Here is a 25,069-nt window from a genome sequence, read left to right as displayed (position 1 = left end):
CGGCACCCGGCCTTGCGCAACTTCGCCGGGCCTTATTCCACGCCGCTGCTCATCAACTCACTCATCCAAGCCAAGCCACCAGCCGAGTGCAGCTGTTCCATGGATACAATGGACATATCGGCAGCTTCAGCGGCGCGGGCCCGCATGGCAGCTTCGTAGTGGCTGATGGCCTGCTGAGAGCTGGCAAAAGCAGAATTGGTCAGGCATTCGCTCAGTTTCAGCGCGTCGAGCATGGCCATATTCACGCCTTCGCCGGCGTAGGGCGGCATGAGGTGGGCCGCGTCGCCGAGCAGGGTAATGTTGGGCTGGGCTGCCCAATACTGATCGAGGGCATGCAGTACTGCGGCCGGGGCACAAAATAGGCGGCGGCGGTAAACAGCTCCCGCCAAACCGGGCTCCAGGCAGCAAAGTCCCGGGCAAACCAGGCCGCTACCTGAGCCGAGTCGCGAAAGTTGATGCCGCTGGCTTGCACCCAGTTTTCGGCGGTGGGCTGGCAGGTGTAGAAGGCCAGGCTACCGTCGCCCTTGGCGCTGAGAATAATGGACTGAGTGCCCTCCAGCGCAAACACTTTCCCGCCCCGGACCAGCTCCCACAACGCCGGCACGTGGCGGGCCGCCTCGTACACGCTGCCTTCCACCACGGTGAAACCCGTGAAGAATGGCGGCAGCGGCGTCACCCGGGCCCGCACCTTGGAGTTGGCCCCGTCGGCCCCCACCACCAGGTCCGCGTAGGCCATTTGCCCATCCTGAAACTGCAGCTGCCAGCCGTCGGCCGCGGGCACCAGGCTTTGGAGCTGGGAGTTCCACACGATGGTGCCGGGCCGGAGCGAGTCCATGAGCAGGTCGCGCAGGGGGCCCCGGTCAATTTCGGGGCGGAAGTGGGCGTGCCCGAAATCCGGGGCACTGAATTCCTCCTGGTGCTGGTCGAAATGAATGGTGGCCTGGGCGTCGACGAGGCGGAGCTTGTCGGCCCCGGGGCGGTAGTGGGCTCGGAAGGCGTCGAGCAGGCCCGCCGCATCCAGGGCCCGCAGGCCGGATTCTTCGTGCAAATCGAGGGTGGCGCCTTGCTGGCGGGCGTGGCGGTCAGCGTCGCGCTCGTAGATGGTCACGTCGGCACCGTGTTGCTGCAGGAGGCGGGCCAGGGTCAGGCCGCCGGGGCCCGCGCCGATAATGGCGGTTTTTTTACCGGTAAGAAGCATGGTCTTCGTAGGTTAAGTGGTTACGAAGGCAAAGCTATTGCGGGGGCCAGGCGGAAAATTGTATAAATCGGTCGTCGGCGTTGCGGGCCAGATCCTTGGGCCGGACGCCGGCAAACTTGCGCACCTCCCGGATGAAATGGGCCTGGTCGGTAAAGTCCTGCTCGGGAAACAGCCGCCCGGCCTTGAGCTGCGGAAACGAGGCCCGAAACCGCAGAATGGCGCAGTATGTCTTTAGCGACAACCCAAAATACTCCTGAAAGTAGCGGTTAATCTGCCGGCTGCTCCAGCTCGCCTCACTAGCCAGCTCGTGCACGGGCAAGGCACCATCGGTGGCATATAGCCGCGCAAACAGCCGCAGCTTGCGCGGGTCCGGAGCCGGGCTGAGCAGCGTGGGCAGCGTGGCGTTGAGCTTGGTGCAGAAGAGGTTGAAGTCGGTCAACTCCGCGGCCGTAATGCCCCAGAAATCGGTGGGTAGTGGCCGGGCGCTGTTCAGGATATCGGCCACCCGGGTGCGCAGCAGGTACTCGGCCGCCGGCAGCCGCAAACTCACGGCGCACAGCACGGTACCGGCAGCCAAGGTGGTTTGCTCGGCCTCGGTGCCCAGCCCCAGAAGCGTAACGTGCAGGGGCTCGGCGCGGGAATACGAAAACAGCACGTCAATCCGGCCGTCGGGCAGCAGCAGGACCGGCTTATCGACTACGGCCCCGGTTTCCAGCCGCCAGAAGCTTTCTACTACGTGCGCCAGCGCCGCAGCCGGTGGCCGTATTTCGTAGCTCAGATTGTGCATAGATTTCCGGATGGAGCAAGATCGGCCACACGGGCATTGTATTCCGGGGCTGACGTTTCAGAGCCGCCTATATTTTAAAAACGCCATGTCGAGCCCTAGCTAGGCATCTTGTGTACTGACGTTGTTTAATCTGTCATCCTGAGCAAAGCGAAGGACCTTCCTCTCCTACCCTACTGCAGCTGCTACCAACGTGCTAAAGCCCTCTGCCACACGAGCAGTAAAGGGCTTTAGCAGGTTGAATAACACTTGTCAGAACATGGAGCAAGGTCCTTCGCTTTGCTCAGGATGACAGCACACACAGCGGTGCCCGCTAATCCATAATCCGCACGTTGCGCACGTCTTTCATATACTTCATGCCCACCACGAAGCAGATCAGAGCCACCAAAACCGGGTAGAGCAGGCCCGAAAGGCTACTGTGCTCCTGCCAGAACGTGCCCGCCGGCTGGGTGGCGGCCCACACCGAAATCCAGGTGGCAACTAGCGGCACGAAGCCCCCGAAGACGCCGTTGCCGATGTGATAGGGCACCGACAGGGACGTGTAGCGCACTTTGGTGGGAAACAGCTCTACCAGGTAAGCCGCAATAGGCCCGTAGACCATCGTCACGAACAGCACGAGGCAGAACGTGAGGGCAATAATGGCGGGCAGGTTGGGATCCAAAGCCTTCATAACGGCGGGCACGGCTTTGCCGGCGGCATCCACGGTGGCAGGCGTAATTTCGGTAAGCGGCCCGGCAAAAGCCTGGATGCCGTGGAAAAGCGGAATTGTAAACAAGGCTCCGCAGAGCATGCCGGTCATGATGATGCGCTTGCGCCCGATGCGGTCCGAGAGGCTGCCGAAGTACACAAACAGCGGCGTGGCCAGCAGCATGGCCGTTACCAGCACGATGCTGGCGTCGACGAGGTCCATTTTCAGGGTATTCTGCATAAAGGAGTAGGCCTGAAACTGACTGGTGTAGAAAATCACGCCCTGCCCCATCGTCACGCCAAAGAGGGCCACGAGCACCAGGCGGCGGTTCACGGGGTTGAGAAAGGAGTCGCGCAGGGGGCTGGTGCTGGTCTTGCCCTCGGCCTTGGCTTTGGCAAACAGCGGCGACTCGTGCAGCTTGAGCCGGATGTAGTAAGAGGCTACCACCAGCAAAGCCGAGAGCAGAAACGGCACCCGCCAGCCCCATTCCCGGAAGGCTTCCTCTCCCGTCAGCTTGCGGGTGATGACGATAACCAGAATGCTCAGAATCAGCCCGCCGGTGGCCGTTATCTGGATAAAGCTGGTGAAGTAGCCCCGGCGCTTATCGGGGGCGTGCTCGGCCACGTAAGTCGCGGCCCCGCCGTATTCGCCGCCCAGGGCCAGGCCCTGCAGCAGGCGCAGCACCAGCACAATGAGCGGGGCGGCCAGCCCGATTTTGTCGTAGCTCGGAATCAGGCCCGTCACGACCGTGGAGCCGCCCATGATGAGCAGGGTGAGCAGAAAGGTATACTTGCGCCCGATCATGTCGCCGACCCGCCCGAAGAACAGGGCCCCGAAGGGCCGCACCACGAAGCCGGCCCCAAACACGGCCAGCATGCCCAACAGGGTTTCCTCGGGCTTGCCTTGGGAGCCAAACAGCACCGGCCCAATGATGGCCGCCAACGAGCCGAAGATGTAGAAGTCGTACCACTCGATGACGGTGCCCACCGAGGAGGCGGTAATCACCTGCCAGATTTTACTGGTTTCCACGGCGTTGTTGTCGTGGGCTACCGGCGCATCGGTCGGGGCGGTGGTAGCGGACAGGTCGGGGCTGGGCGAGTCGAGGCCGAGTTCCATAAGCAAGCGGGAATTGGTTGGAGGGAACCAGCCGGTAAAAGGGCCGGGAAAGAACAGGTTTTTCAGTTTCAGCCCTTTAGGCCTAGCTTCTCCCAAGTAAGGTGAAAAATCCGGTTCCGGGCTCCTGTTCCCTCCTGCTGGCCTAGCTTTTTTTGCCAGTGGGCCCTTCCCAGCGCATCACCAGAAACTTGTCGCCGGCTTCGGTGACCACCGTGCCGCCCCCACCAAGTTTTCGGGCTGCTGAAAATAGGCCTGCAGCTCCGCCTGAGTCAGCACCTGGGACGTGGGCCGGGCCTGGGTTTGGCGCGGGGCCTGCACGGCGTACTTCTTCACCCAGTTCATCACGCTCACGTGGCTCACGCCCAGCAGGCGCTCAATTTCCCGGTAGCTCACACCCTCCAGATACAGCTGCAGGGCTTTGACCACATAGTAGGTATTGACTTCCCTGCCTATCTTGGCCACGGTGAAATGGTAGCCGCAGTTCTTGCACCGGTAGCGCTGCCGCCCCGCAATAATGCCGCTCTTGGTGGCGTCCTTGTGCTGGCACTTGGGGCAAATGGTCTGGTCCATACTTGGTTTACACGCTGGAAACGGCGAAAAGCTATATCTACTTAGCAAGTCTATACTCCGTTTACCATGCGCTGGTTACGCACTTTCTCCCACCCCAACGCCAAGAAAATCCGTAACCCGCGCCGGCAGGTCCGCCGGCTCCTGGCCCTGCAGCCAGAGCCAGCCCCCTGGACCTGGGCTTCTTACAGTACTTCCACTATGAGTATAAGAAGCTCGGCCTGGGGCCCTGGCACTGGCATGGTCGGCAGCCCCCGCGCCTTATCCGGCAGCTGGCCGCCACGCATCTGCTCACTACCTTCTTCGCCTGGGACGAGCAGCTGAGCGCCCGGAGCCAGCCTTACCACCTCGACATCCGGCTGGTGTACCCCAGTTTCGCGCACGACTCCCAGGTTGTTGCCGGCACCGAGGAGCGAATTTCCTACTATCAGACCTGGCTGGCGGAGTCAGCAGCCGACGGGCCGCCCCTGCCGCCCGAGTACCAGCTGCTGCCCGGTGCCGACCGTCTCTCTTGGACTACCCACCGCCAAGTGGAGTGGCTCGATGCGGAAGACTACCCCGCCGGCTGGCCCGCGTCGGCCCGGCGTCGCCCCCACTGGTTTCATACCACCCCCGACGGAAACGAGTACCTGCTTATCCAAACCGGCTGGGCCTGGGTAGGCCAGCTGCCCGCGCCGGCTAGTCGCACCCGGCCCAGCACCGCTCCATAAATAGTGCAAAAACTCAACTTCGGCCTTCTTTGGGTCTTCTCGCCAAAAAGCTTAGACCTTCCTGCCATCTCCCCGCCACCTTCATCCCGACTTCTGGCCGGCTTTCCTCTTCGTTAAATCATATTTCAGGCCTATTGTCACCCAGACTTTACTAGGAGTAAACCCGGTGGGGCACTGCTGCCTGGGGGCCGTTGTCAGAGGGCCAGCACCACGGCCAACAGGGCCTCCACGCTCAGGCCCAGGCGGCGCATGTCGAGCCGGTCGAGCGTGTCGGTGGGCTCGTGGTAGTGCTTGTTGCGGTAAAATGCCGTGTCGGTGAGCAGCACGGCCGGGTAGTCGAATTGCCAGTAGTTGAGGTGGTCGGAGAAGTCGATGCCGGGCAGCCAGGCCGGGGCCTTGAAGCGCTTCACTGGCAAAGCCGCCTGAGCCTTGTAGCGGCGGGCAAACTGCCGGCCGAAGCGCCCATTCCCGAATTTCTGCGCCACCGTTACGTAGTTGCCCCGGCTGCCGTAGACCAGCTTGAGCGGGCCCACGGGGTAATCCTGGGTGTGTTGACGGTCGTCGTAGTAGCCCAGCATTTCCAGGGCCACCATGCCTTTCACGGCCACCCCGGCGTCGTGCAGGGTCTTGGCGTGCACGTAGCTGCCCATGTTTTTGGTGCGGAAAAATGGCGGCTCCTCCAGGGTGTAGGCTACTAAGTCGATGCGGTAGGGCAAGTCCGGCTGCTGCCCCAGCAGGCGGGCCAGCTCCAGCAACGCCGCCACGCCGGTACCGTTGTCGTCGGCCCCGGGCTGCTCGCCGCACACGTCGTAGTGCGCCCCGATAATCAGGCGCGGGCCGTTTTCGGGCCCAAAGGAGCCAATCAGGTTCCGGTAGGTGTTGCCCTGCACCGCGTAGGGCTGCTCGCTGAGGCGGGCTCCGGCGGCCTGCAGCTGCTGGCGGATATAGCCGCCCGCCTGGTTGAGGCTACTCAGGTGCAGGTAGTTGCGGGGCTCGGGCGTGCTGGTCAGGGCCAGCAGGTGCTGGCGCAGGCGCAGGGTATCGGCGGCCGGGGCAAAGCGGAAGCCTGGGCCGTGAGGGGGAGCCACAGGGCCAGAAGTGCGTTTCGGAGCATACAGGGCAGGATGTTGGGGCTTACTCAACGCGGGGCTGGCGAAGCTAAGTATCTTTGGCCACCAATTCCGGTTTCGCCGCCTTGCCCTGCTTCGTATGACCTCTGCCCCCACCCCGTTCCGCACCATCGACCCGGCCACCATCAAACCCAGTGAGCTGCACCCGTTTCTGGTGGGCGCCGTGGCACCACGCCCGGTGGCCTTTGCCAGCACCATCTCGGCCGATGGCAGCGTGAATCTGAGCCCCTACAGCTTCTTCAACTGCTTCGGCTCCAACCCGCCTATCCTGGTATTTTCGCCTGCCAACCGGGTGCGCGACAATTCCCAGAAGCACACCCTGCAAAACGTGCGCGAGGTGCCCGAAGTCGTCATCCACATCTGCGACTACGCCATGGTCGAACAAATGTCGTTGGCCAGCACCGAGTATGAGAAAGGCGTCAATGAGTTCGTCAAGGCGGGCTTTACCGAGGTGCCCAGTCAGCGCGTAAAGCCGCCGCGCGTGGCCGAAGCTCCGGCGGCCTTCGAGTGCGTAGTAGAGCAGGTTATCGAGCTGGGCCAGAACAACGGGGCCGGCAACCTGGTCGTCTGCCGCGTCGTGCTGGCCCACTTTCGCGAGGATATCGTGCTGCCCAGTGGCACCGGCATCGACCCGTTCAAGCTCGACGCCATTGCCCGCCTCGGCGGCGACTGGTACTGCCGGGCCGCGGGCAGCAGCCTGTTTGAAGTGCCCAAGCCCAACCGCAACATGGGCATCGGCTACGACCAGCTCCCTGAGCACCTGCGCACTTCCGACCAGCTTACCGGCAACAACCTGGGCCGCCTCGGCAACATCGAGCGCGAAGCCTTGCCCACACCCGAACAGGTAGCGGCCTTCCGGCAAGAGCCCCTGGTAGCCTACACGCTCAACAAGCACCGCGGAACACCGGCTGAGCTGAAGAAACAACTCACGCTGCTGGGCAAGCAGTATCTGGAGGAAGGCAAGCTACTGGAGGCCTGGAAAGTGTTGCTCTTGGCCGAGTAAAAAGCCGTAGCGCGAACTTTGTAGTTCGCGTGGCCCGCGCCTCCGATTGTCGTTCTGGTACGCGAACTACAAAGTTCGCGCTACTACCCCAACCGGCATTCCATCTCATACAGCGACAGTTCCAGGGGCTCCCAACCGGCGGCCCGCAGAAAGTCGTACCCCGGGCCCGGGGTAATCATCGACATCATCAGGGGCTGCTGCGGAAATGCGGCTTCCACGGCCTGCAGGAGCTGGCGGCCCCAGCCCTGCCGCCGGTACTCCCGGCGCACGATGAGCGTGAGAACCAAGGTCCGCCCGGCTTCGACGCGCAGCAGCACGAAGGCTTTATCTTCGAGCGAAAAGGCCTGCGTCGGCGCTGAGGCCGCCATCAAGGACTCGGCCGAAAACATCCAGGGCAGGTTTGGCTTTCCTTCCCGGGCCACGAGGTGAGCTACCTGCAGCGGGTCAACCTCCGTGAGCTGAGCGGCGGTTTTCGTTGGTTGCGGCTGGCGGCGGAAGGTGAACAGCTCCCGGGTGTTACGGAAACCCAGCCGCTCGTAGAGCCGGCGGGCCCGCTCATTGGGCACGAATACTTCAAGAATCATGCTTCGGTCGCCGCGGGCCTGGGCTTCGTCCAGCGCCGTTTGCAGCATCTGCCGGCCGTAGCGCTGGCCCCGGGCTTCGATGACCAACCCCATAGCCGCTACCCGACTTGTATAGCCTCGCCTTGCTATTAACACCAGCCCTACCAGCTCCTCACCCCGAAACCAAAGCTTGCTGGCCAGTGCGTCGAGGTGCTCGGAGCGGAAGCGCCGCTCGAAGGTTTCGGTCGTAAAAACCAGCGGCACGAAGTACTCCTCGAAGGAGCGGTTCATGGCTTCGGTTACCTGGGCCGAGGGAAAATCGAGAACGGGGCGGGCGGTGAGCAGAGCGGGGGTAGCAGCAGAATCCATAGAGTGACTGTAGCGGTTACTGACGCGCTGACTCCGGTAGCAGTAGCTGCAACCAAGCGCCCGGCAGAGTTGAGGCCGCTAAAAAAGCAAAAAGCCCGCACCGAAGCGCAGGCTTTTACTAGATAGAACAGAAATGTGAAGCCGGAATCCGTGGTTCAGGTTAATTCCGCACGGCTATCATCAGGCCCAGCTCCTTGTAGCGCATGTTGAATTTCTTGGCAATGGAAGCGTTGGTCAACGAGCCTTTGTAGATGTAGACGCCCGAGCGGAAATGCTCGTTGGTAAACAGCACCTCGTTGATGCCCCCGTGCTGGCTGATTTCCTGCAGAATGGGCGTAAAGATGTTGCTCAGGGCGTTGGTGGCGGTGCGCGGCACGCGGGAGGCAATGTTGGGCACGCAGTAGTGCACCACGTCGTACTTGCGGAACACGGGCTTGCTGTGGCTGGTCATTTCCGAGGTTTCGAAACAGCCACCCTGGTCGATGCTCACGTCGATAATCACCGAGCCGGGGGCCATGCTGGCTACCACGCTTTCGGGCACCATAAACGGAATCCGGCCTTCCTCGGCATTCAAAGCTCCAATCACCACATCGGCCCGGCGAATCTGCTGGTTGAGCACGAAGGTGTCGAGCGTACTGGTGTAGAGCGTGGTACCCAGGTTTTGCTTGAGGCGACGCAGCTTATACAAGTGGTTGTCGAAGACCTTCACCTCGGCGCCCAGACCCGTAGCGGCGCGGGCGGCGTACTCGGCCACGGTACCGGCTCCCAGAATCACGACCTGGGACGGGGGCACGCCCGTAATACCGCCCAGAATCACGCCTTTACCCTCGTTGGAGCGGGCCAGGTACTCGGCCGCTACCAGCATCACGGTGGAGCCGGCAATTTCGCTCATGGCCCGCACCACCGGCTTGGCCCCCGAAGGGTCCTTGATCAGCTCAAAGCTGATGGCGTTGACTTTCTTGCGCAGGATAGCCGAAATGTAGTCGGCCGTCAGGGAGCCAAACTGCAGGGCCGAAATCAGGGTCTGATTGGATTTCAGATACTCGATTTCCTCGTGGGTGGGCGGGGCCACTTTCAGAATAATGTCGGCCTCGTACACCTCCTTGGCCGAGTAGGCAATAGTAGCCCCGGCCTCGGAATAGTCGTGGTCGGAGTACTTGCTGGGCTCACCGGCGCCGCTTTCCATCACCACTTCGTGCCCCTCATTGACGAGGTGCTTCACGGCTTCGGGCGTCAGGCAGATGCGGTTTTCCTGCAACGAGGTTTCCCGGGGCAAGCCGATAAACAGCTTCCGCTTGCGCGTTTCCACGGCCAGCATGGATTCCTGGGTGAAGTAAGCGCGGCTCGTGGCCAGCGACTCAAATCCGGGGGGTATTGCTTCGGGCATTGGGCAGGTAAGAATTCAGCGGCTCAGTCGGCCAGGGGTTCGAGGTGCAGCAGGCGCGACTCGGCCCCGGTTACGGTGAGCTTGACGAGTAGCCTCTTCGGGGGCAAAAGCGCCTCCACGCGGCTTGGCCACTCTATCAGGCAAAGATAGCCAGAATCGAAGTACTCTAGCGCGCCAATGTTTTCGGCCTCGGTCGGGTCGTCAATTCGGTAGAAGTCGAAATGGTAAATCGGCTGGTCGTGGGCGTCGCGGTACTCGTTGACCAACGCAAAGGTCGGGCTGCTCACGTCGTCCTGCACGCCCAGCTCCCGGCACAGGGCCTTAATGAAGGTGGTTTTGCCCGCCCCCATTTCGCCCTCAAACACCAGAATGGAATGGCCCCCAGCTGCCGGGCCACCTGGGCGGCGGCTTCGGGCAGGGCGGCCAGGGTCGGAATCACAAGTTCAGTCACGGGCATAGTAACAGGGTTTGAAGGCGCAAGTTTAGCATTCTGCGGCAGCTAGGCCCATCTTTGGGCTCCGTAGCTTTACGGATAATAGCCCCGGACCCGCACTTTGCTCCTGCCATGAAACTGCTCCGCTCCTACCTGCTCCTGCTGTTGCTGCCCGCGCTGGCCTGCTCCCGCCCGCCCCAAGCCCCCGCCGCAACCACCAAAGAACCAGCCGTCTACTACCCGAGCAAGGGTAACCGCTGGCAGCGGCAGCAGCCCGAAAAGGCCGGCTTCGACGCCGCCCGCCTGCTGGAAGCCGTAGCCTGGGCCCGGCAGCAGGAAACCACTCAGATGACCCCGAACTTCTCGACCCAGGCCGAAATATTCGGGACGCCCCTGGGCCCGCTGCCCGCCAGCCGGGCTGCCACCAACGGCCTGATTTTGCGCCACGGCTACATTGTGGCCGAATGGGGCGACACCGAGCGCGCCGACCCGACCTACAGCGTGGCCAAGAGCGTGCTGTCCACCATTCTGGGCTTGACCCTGGAAAAGGGCCTGATCAAAGATATTCACGACCCGGTGGCCAACTACATTCACGACGGCGGCTACGACTCGGAGCAGAACCGCCAGGTGACCTGGGAGCACCACGTGCGCCAGAGTAGCGAGTGGGAAGGCTCGATGTGGGGCAAAAACGCGGATTTCATCGGTAAAGAGGCTTTCGGCAAAGGGGAGCGTAAACCCCGCACCCTGCAGCAGCCCGGTAGTTATTATGAGTACAACGACGTGCGCATCAACCGCTTTGCCTTGTCCTTGCTGCAGCTCTGGCGCCGGCCCCTGCCCGAAGTGTTCCGCACCGAAATTATGCAGCCCATCGGCGCTTCCAACTCCTGGCAGTGGGTGCCCTACACCAACTCCACGGTGCAAATCGACAGCAAGCCCATGGCCTCGGTAAGCGGGGGCACGCGCTGGGGCGGCGGCCTGTGGATCAGTGCCCGCGACGAGGCCCGGTTCGGCTACCTGTTCTTGCGCCAGGGCCAGTGGCAAAACCGCCAGCTTGTGCCCCGTGCCTGGGTGCAGCAGGCCACCACGCCCGGCGGCCCCGGCCCCGACTACGGCTACCTCTGGTGGCTCAACTCTCAGCGCAAGGCCTGGCCCGACGCCCCGGCCTCGAGCTACGCGGCCCTGGGTGCGGGTTCCAACACGATTTGGGTGGACCCCGAGCACGACTTGGTTATTGTATGGCGCTGGCACAACGGCAGCCCTAATGAGCTGATCAAGCGGGTGCTGGCCGCCCTGAAATGAGGCTAACAACTCCGTTTCTACCTTCTTCAAAAATCTTTGTGTCATGAGGCAACCTTCATGATATATCATACATCTATTTACTACCGCTGGATACTTCGCCCATGCTCTCTACCATTCTCTTTTACTCGCTCGACAAGGCCATCAAGCAATACCGGCGTTTTGCCCAGGCCAACATCGACCGGGCGGGCATCGCCATTACCATCGACCAGTGGCTGGTGCTGCGCGTGATTCTGGAAAACGACGACCTTACTCAAACTGAAATCGGCGACCGGGTCTTCAAAGACCAGGCCTCGGTGGCCCGCATCATCCGCCTGCTCACCGACCGGGGCCTACTGGCGGCCGAGGCCCTGCCCCACGACGGGCGCCGCACCCAGCTGCGCGTGACCGAAGAGGGCCAGCGCATCCTCGACGCGGTGCACCCCATCGTGCTCAACAACCGCAGAATTGCCCTAGATGGCCTTACCGGCGAAGACCAGACCGTGCTGCACCAGTTGCTAGAGCGCATCTACCTGAACTGTACCCCACCCTCTTCCTAACTCCTGCTTACCACGGCAGGAAGCTGGGAAAAGGAAAAATATTCATCAGGAGTTTTGAATATACGAAACACTTCGTATGTTTGATACGAAATAATTCGTACTGCGTTTTCTCCCCGCCTGTCGGCCGCGGGTGTGGGGAAAAGTGGGCTTGGCCGGCCCACAGTGCACTACCTGCTTTTATCCCTGCGTAACGCCTGGGCCTGCGGGCCCCGGGCTGAATTCTCAGCGCGTTAGCCTCAACCCTGCCTCACTTATGAAACCACTCGTACCCGGGCGGCTCTGCCGGCCGTCCCTCCTTGTGCTGCTCGCCGGTTGGCTGCTCGGCACGCCGGCCCTGGCCCAAACCCGCACCACTATTACCGGCCAGCTCACGGCCAGCAGCGGCGCACCCATCGACTACGCCACCGTAACCCTGCACCGCGCCACCGATTCAACGGTGGTCAAATCGGAGTTCAGCGACGAGAAGGGCACGTTCCGCTTCGAGCAGACGCCCGTCGGCAATTACCTCGTGTCGGCCTCCCAGGTGGGCTTCGTGCGCACCTGGAGCAAGGTATTCACGGCCGGAACCGAAACCGTGGCCTTGCCCGTTCTGACCTTGCCCGCCAGCGGGGCAACGACGCTGAAGGAGGTGAAAGTGGTGGGTCAAAAGCCGCTGTTTGAGCGCGAGGCCGACCGCACTATCGTAAACGTGGAAGGCTCGACGCTGGCCGCGGGCAATACCAGTCTGGATGTGCTCAGCCGCTCGCCGGGCGTGACCGTGGACGGCAACGACAACATCGGGCTGCGCGGGCGGCAGGGCGTCATGGTGCTTATCGACGGCAAGCGCCAGCCCATGACGGGGGCCGAGCTGGCCGACTACCTGCGGGCGTTGCCAGCCGAGCAGCTCAAGAGCATTGAGCTCATTACCAACCCGCCGGCCAAGTATGAGGCCCAGGGCAGCGCCGGCATCATTGCCATCAACCTCAAGAAAGACCAGCGCGTGGGCACCAACGGCAGCCTGAGCACCAGCTACGGGCACGGCCGCTTCGGGCGGTTTACCTCGGGCCTGACGCTCAATCACCGCACCAAGAAAACCAACACCTTCGGCTCCTACACCTTCGCCGACCGCCGCAACTACGGGGCCCTGACCATTCACCGCGACTTTTACCAACCTAGCGACCAGGGCCGGGAGTACAAAGGCAGCACCGACCAGGACAACTACGGGGCGGGCCACAATCTTTCCCACACCTGGAAGGCCGGTCTGGACTATACCCTCTCGGAACGGACGGTGCTGGGCGTGGCGGTAAACGGCCTGCAAAACCGCAACACCCAGCGCGGCAGCAACCTGACCACCCGCACCGACTCTGCCGGCAACGCCTTGCGGGGCTACAACTCCACTAACAACCGCACTGCTACGTTCCCCAACGTGGCCGGCAACCTGAACTTCAAGCACACTTTCCCGGACTCGGCCGGTACCCGGGAGCTGACGGCCGACGCCGACTACGCCCGCTACGACACCCGCCGCCGGCAATTTCTGGACACTTACCAGGACCGGGAACCCATTGAGCTCCTTACCCGCCGCAACGGCGACCAGCAGGGCCAGCTCACCATTCAGTCGGTGAAGGCCGACTACACCCACCCGCTGACCAAGAAGGCCCGCCTGGATATGGGCGGCAAGGTGAGCTGGGTGCATTCCGACAACGACGTGGAGTTTACCATTCCCTTCGTGGACCCCATTTCCGGCGCAGTTGACCTCTACAGGCTGGTGCGCGACCCGAAACTGTCGAACCGCTTCCGCTACGACGAGAATATCAACGCGGGCTATATCAACTACAACCAGACCCTGCCCGCCTGGACCCTGCAGCTGGGCTTGCGCGGAGAGCAAACCAAGGGCGTGGGCAAGTCGGACAACGCCCAGCAGGACGCCAACTTCAGCCGCAACTACTTCCAGCTCTTTCCCAGCGCGGCCGTCAAGCACACCTTTACCGACAAGCACGAAACGTCCGTGTCGCTGAGCCGGCGCATCGACCGGCCGGGCTACGGGCAACTCAACCCCTTCCGCTCCTACATCGACGCTACCACCTACGGCTCAGGCAACCCCGAGCTGCGGCCCCAGACCAGCTACAATGTGGAGTTCACCCACACCTATAAGCAGAAATACAGCCTGGGGGTAAGCTACAGCCAAACCACCAACCCGGTTGTGGGCACCGTGCAGCCGGAAACGGACAGCAGCCGCATCGTAGTATCGACCTCGCGGAACCTGGGCACCCAGTACTACTACGCCCTGACGCTGACGGCCCCGGTGGAGCTGGCCAAGTGGTAGAACGTGTACAACAACGGGGTGCTCTACTACAACCGCTACGTGGGCAGCATTGCCGGCACCACCCTGGGCCGCAACAGTGCCCGCCCGGCCTTCTCGCTGAGCAGCAACAGCACCTTCACCTTCGGCAAGGGCTGGAGCGCCGACTTGAACGCCAACTACCAGTCGCGGGAGCTGTCGGGCTTCTTCGACACCCGCCCCTACGGCCAGGTGGCTTTTGGTATCCAGAAAAGCCTGTGGGAGCGGAAAGGCAACCTGAAGCTCAACGTGACGGACGCCTTTTACACCGGCGCCATCCGGGCCACGTCCAGCTACGACAACTACGTGGAGCGCTTCTACCAGCGCGGCGACTTCCGGGTAGCCACCCTGGCCTTCACCTACCGCTTCGGCAACGACAAACTGGCTCCCGCCAAGCGGCGCAGCGGCGGGGCTGAGGACGAGAAGCGCCGGGCCGGCGGCTCCTAACTTTCTTTACTTACCACGCCAGCTCACGGCCCCGGGTTTCACAGCCTGGGGCCGTTCTTTTATATTGCCCGGCTTTAGTTGGTTCCCAGCACCACATAGGGCATCGCCTAGTTGTATATACCTGGTCAAAAAGTAGTTATACTTCAATACCAATGGACCCAATAGCAGAGAGCAAGCTAAGCCGTCAGCGAATAGAAAAGCTTTACAAAACCGCTCTTTACAGCTATAGCGCGCCTTTTGCCCTCGCGGGTGGCGGGCTGTTGGCTTCCTTCGTTTCCGATGAAGCCGAAAGATTCTTCTTCGCCGCAGCAGCCCTTAGTCTGCTACCCCTTGTCATTGTTGGGCTGGTGTGCACCATTATCGGCTTGCGCGTGGCTTTCGCAACCAGTGACTATCAAAAGAAGGACATCGGCTACGCGAACCTGATTATGGGACTTATCTTGTTCGCACTAGCCTTTTTGGGGATGGGCTTCGCTTATCTGATGACCGACTGAAACTTAAGTTAAATCCCTGTTCTACTTCACCACTCAAGCCCAGCCTGTAATCTAGCTCAGCCCGAACCGGGCCAGCAGAGCCTCCTTGTGCTGCTTGCCGATGGGCAGCTTTTCGGGCAGGTCGTAGAGCTCGGCCTCGTTGCCGCTGATGGCCCGGATGGCGTCCATGCGCACGATGTAGGACTTCTGGATGCGGGTGAAGCGGGAGGCCGGCAGCTGGTCCTCGACCCGGCTCATGCGCAGGTAGGTGATGATGATGCGGTTTTTGAGGATGATTTTGATGTAGTCCTTCATGCCCTCGATGTAGTAGATTTCATCGAACAGCACCCGCTGCAGGCTGTGGCCTTCCTTGACGAACAGAAACTGCGGCTCGGGCGGGGCCACGGCGGCGGGGCGGCTGGTAAGAATCTGCTGGGCCTTGTTGACGGCCTTGAGAAAGCGCGGAAACGACACCGGCTTGACGATGTAGTCCAGGGCGTCGAGCTCGAAGCCTTCGAGGGCGAAGTTGGGGTAGGCCGTGACGAAGATGACGTAGGGCGGGTTCTGCAGGGAGCGGATAAACTCGATGCCGTTGACCTGGGGCATGTTGATGTCGGAGAAAATCAGGTCGACTTTCTGCTGCTGCAGCACTTCCAGCGCGTCGAAGACATGCTCGCAGCTGCCGAGCAGGTGCAGGCCGGGAATTTTGGCCACGTAGCCTTCCAGCAGCTCGCGGGCAAAAGGCTCATCGTCGATAATCAGGCAGTTAATCATGAATGGGGTTGAGTAGTTATTGAATGCAGACTGTCATCCTGAGCTTTGCGAAGGACCCTCCTCACCGACCCCACCACAGCTCTTGCCAACGTACCACGGCCAAGAGCTTTGGCACATTGAATCAGGCTTATCAGAGCATGGAGGAAGGCCCTTCGCAAAGCTCAGGATGACAGAGAAAGAACCGGGTGCAGGCCCAACACCAGGGCCACGCGGTAGGCCTGCCCGTCGGGCTCGGGGCCTACGGCAAGCTGGTAATCCTGGGGGCGTAGTGCAGCTGCAGGCGCTTTTGCACGTTGGCAATGCCCACGCCGCCAAACTCACGTCGGGGCGGACCAGTGGGCGTCAGGCTGTTGCTCACTTCGAAGTGCAGCTGCCCGTCTTGCACACGCAGCGTGATGCTGACCCAGCTGGCATCGAGGCTACTGTCGACGCCGTGCTTGAAGGCGTTTTCGACGAAGGGAAAGAACAGCAGCGGGGTAATGCGGAACTGCTCGACGGGCCCCGACTTCTGGTAGCGGATGCTGACCTTCTTGCCGTAGCGCAGGCGCTCCAGCTCCAGGTAATCCTCCAGAAACCCGACTTCCCGGCTCAGGGGCACCAGCGCCGCATCCGACTCATACACCGTGTAATGCATCAAGTCGGTGAGGTGCTGCACCATCGTGGGGGCGCGCTCATCCTGCTTGACCACCATCGTGTAGATGTTGTTGAGCGTATTAAACAGGAAGTGCGGGTTGACCTGGGCCTTGAGGAAGCTGACTTCCAGGTTGAGGTTTTCGCGCTGCAAACGCAGACTCTGGTTGCTGCTGGTGAGCAAGAACTGCACGAAGCGGATCAAAACGGCCGGCAGCGTCGTGACGGAGAAGTCGCTGATGCCCATGCTAATGGCCCGCCAGGAGAATACTCCCCCCAGAGGCCGTAGTCGATAACGCGGTGCATGTAGTCGTAGGCGTTTTCCGAAATCAGCCCGTAATGGTCCAGCAATGAGTAATAGAGGTAGGAAGTCAGGCCCCAGATGTAGTAAATCCCCAGCAGCCCCAGGGCCATCAGCAGCCAGCGGCGGCGCAGCACGAAGCGGGGCAGCACAACCAGGGAAAAGAAGTAATAGGCCAGTATCGTCGCCACCACATCCTTCACCACGAAGCCGCCGGTAATAATGGCCGTTTCTTCCCAGCCGCTGAAAACGACCCACTCGTAGAGCATAAACAGGCTCCACCAGAATACGGGCGTGGCCCAGCGCAGCAAGGTCGGGGGCAGTGAGTAGCGGTGCTTTTCCGGAACGGTAGCTTCCATACCTTACGCTAGCTGAATAGTGAGGTGAACGTGAACGTGCTGGGGCGTTTCGGTGAGCTCCAGCGTGTGCTGCCCGGGTATTGCAGCCCCAGGCGCCGCCGGGCCGCTAGCAGAGCGGCATCGGTAGCGTACGGCTGGGGCCAGGGTTGCTCCGAGGTGCGCCGCAAGTCCAGCGTCAGGGTTTGAGAATCCACTTGCATATGGCTGCGAAACGCTACCGGGCCGGCCGGGGCGGCTTCCAGGCCGGCAAAAAGACGCTCCAGAAACGGGTGCAGCAGCAGGGGCGCAATCTGCTGGGTGGTGGCCGGGCCGCTTACCTCGTGCTCGATGACAGTAGTAGCCGGACTGCGCAGCCGCTCCAGGGCCAGGTAATCGTCGAGAAATTCCAGCTCCCGGCTTAGGGGTACCCGCTCAGCCTCGGTTTCGTAGAGCGTGTAGCGCATCAAATCGGCCAGGTGCAGCACCACGTCGCCGGCCCGCTCGTCACGGGCGTGGGTCATGGCGTTGAGGCTGCCCAAGGTGTTGAACAGGAATTGCGGATTGATCTGGGCCTTGAGGTAGCTGCGTTCCAGGCGCAGATTGTCGCGCTCCAGGGCCAGGCGCCGCCGGTCGACCACCAAGGCATACGCCAGAAAACTGATGACCAGCGGGAACAGCATGGGGGCCAGCATGCCCACAAACGAGCCCAGCATGGCCAGCGGGCTGCCCAGATCTGCCCACAGCTTCTCAACGTAATATGCGTGCAAGGTGCGGCGCATCGACGGGTCGATATTCACGTAGGTTTCGGCCAGGCGGGAACCCACGTACATCCAGATACGGTAGCCATACATGAGCACCAGCGCCCCGGCCAGCGCCAGCCACACCCGACCCTGCAGCAGCCAGCGCGGAATAATGAGGTACACCAAACTGTTGAAGAGCACGACGGCAAAGCCCAGCTGCATCAGAATCAGCGGCCAGATGGGACCCGAGAAGTGGTAGTTCGGCCGGCTGTTCCACAGAATGTAAAAGCCTGTGAGCAGCACCCAGAGCAGCAGCTGGAGCAGGATGGCGCTGGTGCGCGGACTCAGCCGCTGCCAGCGCCGGGCCAGGCGGTTGAGCAAGTCAGTCATGAAAAAGGGCAGACCACTTCATTCTTTGGTGGTGTGGGTAGTGCTTTGGTCGAATAAAGTTCGGGCTCCTAAAGCTCCGCAATTTCTTTGGACCAGATTCAACCACCAGCCAAAGAAACTGCCCGATGCTTCTCTCCTTCCCGACCCTGCGCACCCTCGCCCTGACGGCCCTCACCACGGCCCTGACCGGCTCGGCCGCCCTGGCCCAAGACAGCACCCTGACCCGCCTGATCCGGCAAAACCAACTGTCTATGCTGCTGCAAAACCGGCAGTTTGCGGGCACCGGCTGGGATAAGCTCCAGCAGGAGGTTCGGGGCAGCCAGTTTGTGGCCGTGGGCGAAATGCACGGCACGGCCCAAATTCCGCAGCTTACCGCCGCGCTGGCGCAGGTGTTGCAGCCCAAGATTTTTGCCGTTGAAATCAGCCCCAGCGAAACCCAGGACCTGAACCGCGTCGTTGACCAGCCCGCGGCGCACCGGGCTTTTCAGCAACAGCACCCGTTTGCCCTGTCGTTTTTCAGCTGGAGTGAGGAAGCCGCCCTGGTTCGGCAACTGCGCGCCCAGCAAGTGCAGATCATGGGTATCGACCAGGATAATATGTTTGCCGCTGGCCGCTTGTATAGCCGCCTGGCCGAGCTCAGCAAAAGCAAAGCCACCAAAACCTACCTGCTGCGCCGGGCCGCCGCCATTCAGGCCCACGACCGGGCCGTAATGGGCAGCCAGGGCGAACAGATAACCATGATGCAGCAGTCGGCGGCCAGCCTGGACAGCCTGGTGAATCTTACGCGCAAGGAAAGCGCCCAGGTGCAGGCCCTGGTGCAAGGGTACGTGACCAGCGCCCGGATTTACCAGAACAACGTGAAGCCCGCCACCAATGCCGCCAGCCACCTGGAGCGCATTGGGCTGATGAAGCGGAACCTGCTGCTGCAGCTGCGCCCCTACCAGCCCACCGGCACCGAAGCCCTGCCCAAAATGCTGTTCAAGTTTGGCGCCGAGCACTGCGCCCGGGGCCTGAGCCGCGCTGGCGTGTACGACGTAGGCAACATGGTGGTAAACCTGGCCGACATGCAAACTCAGAAAAGCCTGCACATTCTCGTATTGGGCAAGCAGGGCACCACGACCCACGGCTTCAACCCCGATGATGCCAGCAAGAACACAACTTCCTACTCGGCCGAGTCCACCAGCATGTACAAGCTCTTCTTCGAGCAAGCCGCGCCCCAGGCCTGGAGTGTCATTGACCTGCGCCCCCTGCGCCGCGCCCTGGTCAGCCGCAAACTGCAGCTCAACAGCACCGCGTTGGAGCGCATCATCCAGGGCTACGACTACTTCCTGATTATCCCCGAAACCACGGCTAACCTGGTGCAGTAGCTGCTTTTTAAAGCTAACCCGATTCTTACCCGTTTATCTTGTGCACTAGCTATGCAGCCTGACCGGAGCCTATTCCGGTCAGGCTGTTGGCATTTACAACCATGCAAAACCGGGTGGCAGCACACTGGACACCCGCTCGGCCCCGGTTAGGGAATTGGTCATTTGGGCAGTCAGAGCAGGCATTTGGTGGGGCAGCAAGCCGCAAAAAACGCCGACGACTTCGCACTTTGGTGGTGTGGGCCCTGCACTTGGTCGAATAAACTTCCGGTGCCGGGGCGGCCGCAGTTCCTTTGGTTCAGATACTTCACTATCCCAACCGCCACCGGAACTCATGCTACACTTCGCCGCTGCCGCCACCGTTACCACCGCTCTGCGCCGGGCCCTGCTTCTGCTCGTCGTGCTCCTCTGCGCTACCGCCGCCCAGGCCCAAACCACGCTCACGGGCCGCGCCGTGGATACGGCCACGCAGGAAGCTCTGAGCTTTGCCACCATAGTTTTGAAAACCAGCACCGAGCCCGCCACGGTCGTTGCCTCGGCCCTGGCCGATGCCCAAGGCAGCTTCCAGCTGAAGGCCGCTCAGCCCGGCAGCTACCAGCTGCAAGTGCTGATGCTGGGCTACGCCACTCATAGCCAGGCCGTGGTGCTGGCCACCGGCACGCCAGCCGTGAGCCTGGGCACCATCGGGCTGCAAGCCAGCACCCAGAGCTTGGGCGAAGTAACCGTAACGGCCCAGCGCCAGCTGGTGCAGCAAAAGCCCGACCGGGTCGTAATGAACGTGGGCGAGAGCCTGCTCGGGGCCGGCAACGACGCCTACAGCATTTTGGGCATGGCGCCCTCGGTGCAGTTGGTGGAAGGCAAGCTCAGCTTCCGGGGCAAAAACAACGTGCTGGTGTACCTGAACGGCAAGCGCCTGCCCGGGGCCAACCTGGAAAGCGTGCTGGCCAGCATCCCCGGCGACCAGATTGACCGGATTGAACTCATTAGCAACCCCTCGGCCAAGTACGACGCCGACGCCTCGGGCGGGGTGATTGAAATCTACACCAAGCGCAGCCAAACCTTGGGTTGGAACGCTAATCTGGGCGGCAACCTCAGCCAGGGCCAGCGCAGCGGCGGCGGTCTGAACGGCGGCCTGCGCCTGAGCTCGCCCAAAATCGACTTCACCACCAACGGCAGCTTCGCCAGCAAAGGCGGCTTCGAGCGAGGCAGCTATAGCCGCACCCTCTACCAGGGCCGCACCGAGGTAGCCGCCTTGGAGCAGCAAAACGACCTCGACAAAGTACTGCGCGACGGCAGCTTCAGCACCAGCCTCAACTACCACTTCAGCCCCCAAGCCACCGTGGGCTTCGATTTCGACCTGACCCGAGGCAGCCTCACCGGCGCCGGCTGGACCCAGGCCGCCCTGACCGAGCGCCAGGGCCTAACCCGCAGCCGCGTCGACGACGATGTGTACCTGAGCGAGGCGTTTTCCAACTACACTCTTTTCTACAAGCACAAGCTCGATTCGCTGGGCTCCAGCCTGCTGGTAAGCGGCAACTATGCCCGCTTCGAGAGTGAGCAGCGCCAGAATTTCCGCCAGCAGGTACAGGCACCCACCGACACCGTGGCCGCGGTCAGCAGCTTCGAAAACTTCATTCCGGCCACCTACCACATCTACACCGGCGTGCTGGACTACGGCAAAGTCTGGAACCAGAACACCCGCCTGGAAACCGGCCTGAAGTACACCGACACCCGCAACGAAAGCCGCCAGCTCACCCAAACCCTGGCCGGGGCCGCCTGGCAAACGCCCGGCACCAGCACCCTGGGCTACAAGGAGCGCATCGGGGCCGGCTACCTTAACCTGAACCACAGCCTGGGCAAGCTGAGCCTGCAGGCCGGCCTGCGCGCCGAGCTGACCCGCTACCAGGTAGCCACCGGCCGCGACTCGAGCTACTTCAACCTGTTCCCCAACGTGCGGGCTGACTACCGCTTGTCGGATAATTATACCACCTCCGTGGCCTACGCGGCCAACATTCACCGGCCCGCCTACGAGAGCCTAATTGGCTTCGAGCGACTGATTGACAACTACACGTCCCACCGCGGCAATGCCTCCCTGCGCCCCGAATATGCCCACAGCCTGAGCTGGAACCAGCTTTACAAAGGCTACGGCCTGCAGCTCACCCACACCATCAGCACCCACGCCATTACCTCGGTGTACCGCTACGATGAAGCCAACCAGCGCCTGGTGCAAACCACCGAAAACCTGCGCCAGCGCCACCTGACCAGCCTCACCCTCACGGCCCCGCTGAGCCCGGCCAAGTGGTGGAGCATGACCAACACCGGCAACCTCTACCGCCAGGAACTGAGCTTCCCCACCCCCTGGACCAGACTCTGGCCCTGCGCAAAAGCAAAACCTACTTCTCCGTCAGCTCCGACAACACCTTCACCCTGGGCCACGGTTGGAGCACCCGCCTCTACGCCCTCTACAACTCACCCAGCTTCAGCGGCCTCAACGATTACGACTCCTATTCCTACGTGATGGTGGCCGTGAAAAAAAGCTTCTGGGACAAGAAAGCCTCGCTCAAGCTCGATGTCAGTGACTTGTTCTACCAGCTCAACTTCCGAGTTTCCTCCACCGTGGTGCCCGTGGTCAACAGCAACATCAACTACAACGACACGCGCCGGGTGCGCCTCTCCTTCACCTACAACCTGGGCAAAACCGACCTCAAGGGCAAGCGGGTCGAAACCAGCGGCAACGCTGCCGAGCGCAGCCGCCTGGGCCACTAGCCACTAACCTTATGCAAACGCCCTTTACTGCCCGGGCGGTAAAGGGCGTTTGCCTAAACGAACATAAGAGGCTTAAACTGCGCGGCGCAGGGCCGGAATTTCGAGCAGGTGGCTGACCGTGTGCGTGGGCTGCAGGGCCCGGCACTGGGCTTCCTCGCCAAAGCCGAACGTCACCCAACAAGAGTCAATCTGGCTGTTGTGGGCAAACTGCAAATCGGCGGTGGTGTCGCCTATCATCAGCATCCGGTTGGTGGGTACTTCGGGAAACCGGGGCTTTACGACCTCGTGAAACACCATCGGGTCGGGCTTTTTGGCCAGCTGCTTTTCCGGCATGGTGCCGTCGCCGATAACCAGGGCCACAAAGGGCAGCAGCCCCACCTGGGCCAGGGAGGCTTCGAGCACGGCCGCGCCCTTGTTGCTGAGCACCCCGATCAGCACGCCCTGCTCCGTAAGCTGGGCAAACAGGGCCAGGGCTCCGGGAAACGGCGTGACCAGCGGCTCGGCCTCCCGGGCGTAGATCTGGCGGTAGGTAACAACCCATTCGGCCACCTCGGCGGCCGAGAGCTCCGGCCGCAGCTGCTGCAGCATGTCGCCCAGCACCAGGCCCCGGCCAATCATGGCATGTACTACCTCGGGCGCGGGCTCCGGCACGCCGTAGTGTTCGAAGGTGCGCTCAAAGCCGTAGAGAATAGCCCGGCGGGTGTCGCAGAGCGTACCATCATAATCGAACAGGAAGAGGGAGTACGGCATAAAGGCAAAGCTATTTAAACTTCCCCAGCCGGACTAATCAGCCTTAGTCTTTCCCGCGGGCGGCCCAGGCTGGGGGCCCTGTGGCCCGGCGCTTCAGGGGCTCTGGGGCGCGGCCAGCCGGAGTTTTAGCAAACAGATAGGCATCGGCCCACTGCTGGCGCAAGAGCAGGCGCTGGGGCTTGTGGCGGGCAATGCTGCGGCGGATTTCGTCGCCAAAGCGGATGTCCTCTACGTAGTACCAGGCCGGCGCCGTCTCAATATCCCCGATACCAGTGACCAGGTCGTTGCACACAAACCAGGCCCGCTGCCCGCCGGCCACGGCCAGAAAGTCGGTGGTCACGTTGCGGATGTAGTCGGGCAGGTCGCGCGAAACCCAGCGGACGTCGCGCCCCGGCACGGCAGTATACTTCAGCCCGTAGGCCTCCTTGTAGTAGCGGTAGGGCGACTCGTGGTTCCAGTACAGATACACCACGTCGCCGGGCTGCCAGCGCCGGTTCACAAACAGCAGGCCTTCCTTGAAATACGACTTCTTGTACCCCCCGAACCGGCCCGGCTCGGCCACCTGCCGACCCGAGGTGAACAGCGGCGGGGCCAGCACCAGCACGGGCAGCAGCAGGCGCCAGCGCGGGGCCAGGGCGGCCGCCATGCGCTGGGCTCCCCAGGCCACCAGCAGAATCAGAATGGGAGCCAAAAATACCAGCAGCCGCTCGTAGAACGGGTATTTTTGCAGGCCCGAGGCCAGTAGCGTCAGCAGCAGCGGGAGCAGTAGCACCAGCACCAGCTTTTTGTCGCGCCGGAATACGACGACCAGTCCCACCAGCCAGCACAGCAGCGGCACAAACCGAAACACTGCCCGGGGCAGGGTGCTCCCCCCACTACCGGTTCCCAAAACAAGCCCAGCGGGTAGTCCAGCAGCATGTACAAGGAAAATAAGGTCCACTTTCCGCTGTCGGCCGACAGGTGCAGGGGCAGAAAGGCGTGGCGCGCGCCAAACCAGTGCACCAGCCACAGCGACTCGGTGTAGCGGCCCGTGAAAAAGTAGTAGTTGAGCCCGAAGCTCAAAATCCACAGGCCAAAAGGCAGGACGTAGCGCCCCAGGAGCTTTCCTTGCCTGGTCAACAGGTAGTACAGCGAGATGCCCCCGGCCATGCCCAGGAGCACGAAAATGACGGCGTAGGAAAACCACACCAGCGAAGCGCCCCCAAGACCCCAGAGCAGCCGGCTCCGCAGGTCGGGCCGGTGGTGCAGCCGGGTGTAGAGCCACAGGGCCAGCACCGTGCCCAGCAGCTCGGAGCTGTACTGCTTGGCCTCCACGCTATGGTACACCAGCGGCGGGGCCAGGGCCAGAATGCCCACGGCCACCACCACCCCAACGGGCTTCAGAAAAGTGCGGGCCACCTGCCAGAAGATACCCAAAGAGGCCAGGCCACAGAGCAGCGGCACCAGGCGCAGGGCCATTTCACCCTTGCCAAACAGCAGCACGGCCAAGCGGCAGGCCCAGAGAAACAAGATGGGCGCCTTTTGCTCGTACTCCAGATTGGGCTGGCTGAGGGCCAAAAAGTCTCTTCTAATCAGGCTATTGGCCAGAAAGGTTTCGTCAATCCACAAGGAGCGGTTGTCGAAAAACTGAAAGAGCCGCAGCAGTACACCCAGGGTCAGCAGCGCACCGGCCGCCCAGTACCAGTAAGAGCGGGTGTTATGTGGCAGCTCAAAAGCGGGCAGGGGCCCGGTCTGCCGGGCCGGGGCAGTAAGTGAATAATCCATCGTGCGAAGGTTAATTCTTTGTCTTCAGTGAGTATGGTGTAGCATCCTGACCCGCTTAGGCAACTCAGGGCAGCTGCGAAGCAATGGCTACAGCTCAGGTTAGATTTTTCCGTTCAATGCTCCGCATTAACCCCAGTCTATTCAATCATAATTTGCTGACTGCAAATCATTTACCTAAGCACTAACCCTAACATCATCTGAACAATACCAGGGTACAGAAGGCCAACGGGAC

General features: G+C 61.8%; 24 protein-coding genes and 1 pseudogene. 9 read left to right on the top strand and 16 right to left on the bottom strand.

The genetic code is table 11. From position 1 onward, the window contains the following. Positions 1-32: 32 nt before the first annotated feature. The 5 genes from MUN79_RS18505 to MUN79_RS18485 all read right to left on the bottom strand — a co-directional run bounded on the left by MUN79_RS18505 (position 33) and on the right by MUN79_RS18485 (position 4,356). Positions 33-269, bottom strand: coding sequence for a hypothetical protein (locus MUN79_RS18505; protein ID WP_244674101.1), 237 nt, complete (start codon positions 267-269; stop codon positions 33-35). After that, positions 242-1,198, bottom strand: a complete 957-nt coding sequence (locus tag MUN79_RS18500) for an FAD-dependent oxidoreductase (RefSeq protein ID WP_244674100.1) — start codon at positions 1,196-1,198, stop codon at positions 242-244. Before MUN79_RS18500 ends, MUN79_RS18505 begins: the two co-directional genes overlap by 28 nt. A 34-nt stretch (positions 1,199-1,232) precedes the next feature. Then, positions 1,233-1,985, bottom strand: a complete 753-nt coding sequence (locus MUN79_RS18495; RefSeq protein ID WP_244674099.1) for a helix-turn-helix domain-containing protein — start codon at positions 1,983-1,985, stop codon at positions 1,233-1,235. Positions 1,986-2,295: 310 nt separating this feature from the next. Then, the gene (locus tag MUN79_RS18490; RefSeq protein WP_244674098.1) at positions 2,296-3,786 is read right to left on the bottom strand and encodes an MFS transporter; all 1,491 of its coding nucleotides are present in this window, start codon (positions 3,784-3,786) and stop codon (positions 2,296-2,298) included. Between the two features lie 177 nt (positions 3,787-3,963). Then, positions 3,964-4,356 carry an IS1/IS1595 family N-terminal zinc-binding domain-containing protein gene (locus tag MUN79_RS18485; RefSeq protein WP_244674097.1) on the bottom strand — a complete coding sequence of 131 codons (393 nt, stop codon included), beginning with the start codon at positions 4,354-4,356 and terminating at the stop codon, positions 3,964-3,966. A 359-nt stretch (positions 4,357-4,715) separates the two neighbouring features. Here MUN79_RS18485 and MUN79_RS18480 point away from each other — a divergent pair, with 359 nt between their 5' ends. Next, a complete protein-coding gene (locus MUN79_RS18480; RefSeq protein ID WP_244674096.1) occupies positions 4,716-5,063 on the top strand; it encodes a hypothetical protein in 348 nt (115 codons plus the stop codon). A gap of 194 nt (positions 5,064-5,257) precedes the next feature. Here MUN79_RS18480 and MUN79_RS18475 read toward each other — a convergent pair whose 3' ends face one another. Beyond that, positions 5,258-6,151: a M28 family peptidase gene (locus MUN79_RS18475; protein ID WP_244674095.1), complete on the bottom strand. Its 894-nt coding sequence runs from the start codon at positions 6,149-6,151 to the stop codon at positions 5,258-5,260. A gap of 121 nt (positions 6,152-6,272) precedes the next feature. On the opposite strand from MUN79_RS18475, the gene MUN79_RS18470 reads away from it, so the two are divergent. Further along, positions 6,273-7,196: a flavin reductase family protein gene (locus MUN79_RS18470; RefSeq protein ID WP_244674094.1), complete on the top strand. Its 924-nt coding sequence runs from the start codon at positions 6,273-6,275 to the stop codon at positions 7,194-7,196. 83 nt (positions 7,197-7,279) lie between these two features. On the opposite strand, the gene MUN79_RS18465 is transcribed toward MUN79_RS18470, so the two are convergent. From MUN79_RS18465 to tsaE, 3 genes are all read right to left on the bottom strand, one after another. After that, positions 7,280-8,128, bottom strand: a complete 849-nt coding sequence (locus tag MUN79_RS18465; protein WP_244674093.1) for a GNAT family N-acetyltransferase — start codon at positions 8,126-8,128, stop codon at positions 7,280-7,282. 160 nt (positions 8,129-8,288) lie between these two features. Beyond that, positions 8,289-9,515, bottom strand: a complete 1,227-nt coding sequence (locus MUN79_RS18460) for an alanine dehydrogenase (RefSeq protein WP_244674092.1) — start codon at positions 9,513-9,515, stop codon at positions 8,289-8,291. A 23-nt stretch (positions 9,516-9,538) separates the two neighbouring features. Continuing rightward, positions 9,539-9,880, bottom strand: a complete 342-nt coding sequence (gene tsaE / locus MUN79_RS18455) for a tRNA (adenosine(37)-N6)-threonylcarbamoyltransferase complex ATPase subunit type 1 TsaE (protein WP_244674091.1) — start codon at positions 9,878-9,880, stop codon at positions 9,539-9,541. A gap of 200 nt (positions 9,881-10,080) precedes the next feature. Here tsaE and MUN79_RS18450 point away from each other — a divergent pair, with 200 nt between their 5' ends. The 4 genes and pseudogenes from MUN79_RS18450 to MUN79_RS18435 all read left to right on the top strand — a co-directional run bounded on the left by MUN79_RS18450 (position 10,081) and on the right by MUN79_RS18435 (position 15,041). Then, positions 10,081-11,247: a serine hydrolase domain-containing protein gene (locus MUN79_RS18450; RefSeq protein WP_244674090.1), complete on the top strand. Its 1,167-nt coding sequence runs from the start codon at positions 10,081-10,083 to the stop codon at positions 11,245-11,247. Positions 11,248-11,348: 101 nt separating this feature from the next. Continuing rightward, the gene (locus tag MUN79_RS18445; RefSeq protein ID WP_244674089.1) at positions 11,349-11,783 is read left to right on the top strand and encodes a MarR family winged helix-turn-helix transcriptional regulator; all 435 of its coding nucleotides are present in this window, start codon (positions 11,349-11,351) and stop codon (positions 11,781-11,783) included. Positions 11,784-12,036: 253 nt separating this feature from the next. After that, positions 12,037-14,547 (top strand): annotated as a pseudogene (locus MUN79_RS18440) (TonB-dependent receptor domain-containing protein). 152 nt (positions 14,548-14,699) lie between these two features. After that, the gene (locus tag MUN79_RS18435; protein ID WP_244674088.1) at positions 14,700-15,041 is read left to right on the top strand and encodes a hypothetical protein; all 342 of its coding nucleotides are present in this window, start codon (positions 14,700-14,702) and stop codon (positions 15,039-15,041) included. A gap of 51 nt (positions 15,042-15,092) precedes the next feature. Here the strand turns inward: MUN79_RS18435 and MUN79_RS18430 are convergent, their stop codons facing one another. From MUN79_RS18430 to MUN79_RS18415, 4 genes are all read right to left on the bottom strand, one after another. Then, a complete protein-coding gene (locus MUN79_RS18430; RefSeq protein ID WP_244674087.1) occupies positions 15,093-15,794 on the bottom strand; it encodes a LytR/AlgR family response regulator transcription factor in 702 nt (233 codons plus the stop codon). Positions 15,795-16,032: 238 nt separating this feature from the next. Continuing rightward, complete coding sequence (locus MUN79_RS18425; protein ID WP_244674086.1) at positions 16,033-16,671, bottom strand: sensor histidine kinase; 639 nt, start codon at positions 16,669-16,671, stop codon at positions 16,033-16,035. Then, positions 16,626-17,084 (bottom strand): hypothetical protein, encoded by a 459-nt coding sequence (locus MUN79_RS18420; protein WP_244674085.1) that lies wholly within the window; start codon positions 17,082-17,084, stop codon positions 16,626-16,628. Before MUN79_RS18420 ends, MUN79_RS18425 begins: the two co-directional genes overlap by 46 nt. Before the next feature lie 8 nt (positions 17,085-17,092). Beyond that, positions 17,093-18,193 (bottom strand): sensor histidine kinase, encoded by a 1,101-nt coding sequence (locus MUN79_RS18415; protein ID WP_244674084.1) that lies wholly within the window; start codon positions 18,191-18,193, stop codon positions 17,093-17,095. A 125-nt stretch (positions 18,194-18,318) separates the two neighbouring features. On the opposite strand from MUN79_RS18415, the gene MUN79_RS18410 reads away from it, so the two are divergent. The 3 genes from MUN79_RS18410 to MUN79_RS30200 all read left to right on the top strand — a co-directional run bounded on the left by MUN79_RS18410 (position 18,319) and on the right by MUN79_RS30200 (position 22,323). After that, entirely contained in the window at positions 18,319-19,560 is a 1,242-nt protein-coding gene (locus MUN79_RS18410; protein ID WP_244674083.1) for a TraB/GumN family protein, read from the top strand. Between the two features lie 331 nt (positions 19,561-19,891). Next, entirely contained in the window at positions 19,892-22,075 is a 2,184-nt protein-coding gene (locus MUN79_RS18405) for a TonB-dependent receptor (RefSeq protein WP_262922896.1), read from the top strand. Beyond that, positions 21,985-22,323 (top strand): outer membrane beta-barrel protein, encoded by a 339-nt coding sequence (locus MUN79_RS30200; RefSeq protein ID WP_262923071.1) that lies wholly within the window; start codon positions 21,985-21,987, stop codon positions 22,321-22,323. The genes MUN79_RS18405 and MUN79_RS30200 overlap by 91 nt, the downstream gene beginning before the upstream one ends. Before the next feature lie 72 nt (positions 22,324-22,395). Here the strand turns inward: MUN79_RS30200 and MUN79_RS18400 are convergent, their stop codons facing one another. The 3 genes from MUN79_RS18400 to MUN79_RS18390 are packed head-to-tail and all read right to left on the bottom strand — an operon-like array spanning position 22,396 to position 24,837. Beyond that, positions 22,396-23,073: an HAD family hydrolase gene (locus MUN79_RS18400; RefSeq protein WP_244674082.1), complete on the bottom strand. Its 678-nt coding sequence runs from the start codon at positions 23,071-23,073 to the stop codon at positions 22,396-22,398. Positions 23,074-23,116: 43 nt separating this feature from the next. Further along, the gene (locus MUN79_RS18395; protein ID WP_244674081.1) at positions 23,117-23,890 is read right to left on the bottom strand and encodes a hypothetical protein; all 774 of its coding nucleotides are present in this window, start codon (positions 23,888-23,890) and stop codon (positions 23,117-23,119) included. Next, entirely contained in the window at positions 23,821-24,837 is a 1,017-nt protein-coding gene (locus MUN79_RS18390; protein WP_244674080.1) for an ArnT family glycosyltransferase, read from the bottom strand. Before MUN79_RS18390 ends, MUN79_RS18395 begins: the two co-directional genes overlap by 70 nt. Positions 24,838-25,069 lie beyond the last annotated feature (232 nt).

The organism is Hymenobacter cellulosilyticus, assembly GCF_022919215.1.
Lineage (GTDB): Bacteria > Bacteroidota > Bacteroidia > Cytophagales > Hymenobacteraceae > Hymenobacter > Hymenobacter cellulosilyticus.
Note: the sequence above shows the minus strand (reverse complement) of the source record. Positions and strands in the feature narration are given on the sequence as shown.

Bases quoted from the DNA above. Each gene is read 5' to 3' on its own strand.
- MUN79_RS18445 (WP_244674089.1), top strand. From the start codon at position 11,349: ATGCTCTCTACCATTCTCTTTTACTCGCTCGACAAGGCCATCAAGCAA.
- MUN79_RS18460 (WP_244674092.1), bottom strand. From the start codon at position 9,515: ATGCCCGAAGCAATACCCCCCGGATTTGAGTCGCTGGCCACGAGCCGC.
- MUN79_RS18425 (WP_244674086.1), bottom strand. From the start codon at position 16,671: ATGGGCATCAGCGACTTCTCCGTCACGACGCTGCCGGCCGTTTTGATC.
- MUN79_RS18420 (WP_244674085.1), bottom strand. From the start codon at position 17,084: ATGGAAGCTACCGTTCCGGAAAAGCACCGCTACTCACTGCCCCCGACC.
- MUN79_RS18410 (WP_244674083.1), top strand. From the start codon at position 18,319: ATGCTTCTCTCCTTCCCGACCCTGCGCACCCTCGCCCTGACGGCCCTC.
- MUN79_RS18465 (WP_244674093.1), bottom strand. From the start codon at position 8,128: ATGGATTCTGCTGCTACCCCCGCTCTGCTCACCGCCCGCCCCGTTCTC.
- MUN79_RS18405 (WP_262922896.1), top strand. From the start codon at position 19,892: ATGCTACACTTCGCCGCTGCCGCCACCGTTACCACCGCTCTGCGCCGG.
- MUN79_RS18490 (WP_244674098.1), bottom strand. From the start codon at position 3,786: ATGGAACTCGGCCTCGACTCGCCCAGCCCCGACCTGTCCGCTACCACC.
- MUN79_RS18495 (WP_244674099.1), bottom strand. From the start codon at position 1,985: ATGCACAATCTGAGCTACGAAATACGGCCACCGGCTGCGGCGCTGGCG.
- MUN79_RS18500 (WP_244674100.1), bottom strand. From the start codon at position 1,198: ATGCTTCTTACCGGTAAAAAAACCGCCATTATCGGCGCGGGCCCCGGC.
- MUN79_RS18470 (WP_244674094.1), top strand. From the start codon at position 6,273: ATGACCTCTGCCCCCACCCCGTTCCGCACCATCGACCCGGCCACCATC.
- MUN79_RS18390 (WP_244674080.1), bottom strand. From the start codon at position 24,837: ATGGATTATTCACTTACTGCCCCGGCCCGGCAGACCGGGCCCCTGCCC.
- MUN79_RS18415 (WP_244674084.1), bottom strand. From the start codon at position 18,193: ATGACTGACTTGCTCAACCGCCTGGCCCGGCGCTGGCAGCGGCTGAGT.
- MUN79_RS18450 (WP_244674090.1), top strand. From the start codon at position 10,081: ATGAAACTGCTCCGCTCCTACCTGCTCCTGCTGTTGCTGCCCGCGCTG.
- MUN79_RS18430 (WP_244674087.1), bottom strand. From the start codon at position 15,794: ATGATTAACTGCCTGATTATCGACGATGAGCCTTTTGCCCGCGAGCTG.
- MUN79_RS18505 (WP_244674101.1), bottom strand. From the start codon at position 269: ATGCCGCCCTACGCCGGCGAAGGCGTGAATATGGCCATGCTCGACGCG.
- MUN79_RS18485 (WP_244674097.1), bottom strand. From the start codon at position 4,356: ATGGACCAGACCATTTGCCCCAAGTGCCAGCACAAGGACGCCACCAAG.
- MUN79_RS18400 (WP_244674082.1), bottom strand. From the start codon at position 23,073: ATGCCGTACTCCCTCTTCCTGTTCGATTATGATGGTACGCTCTGCGAC.
- MUN79_RS18435 (WP_244674088.1), top strand. From the start codon at position 14,700: ATGGACCCAATAGCAGAGAGCAAGCTAAGCCGTCAGCGAATAGAAAAG.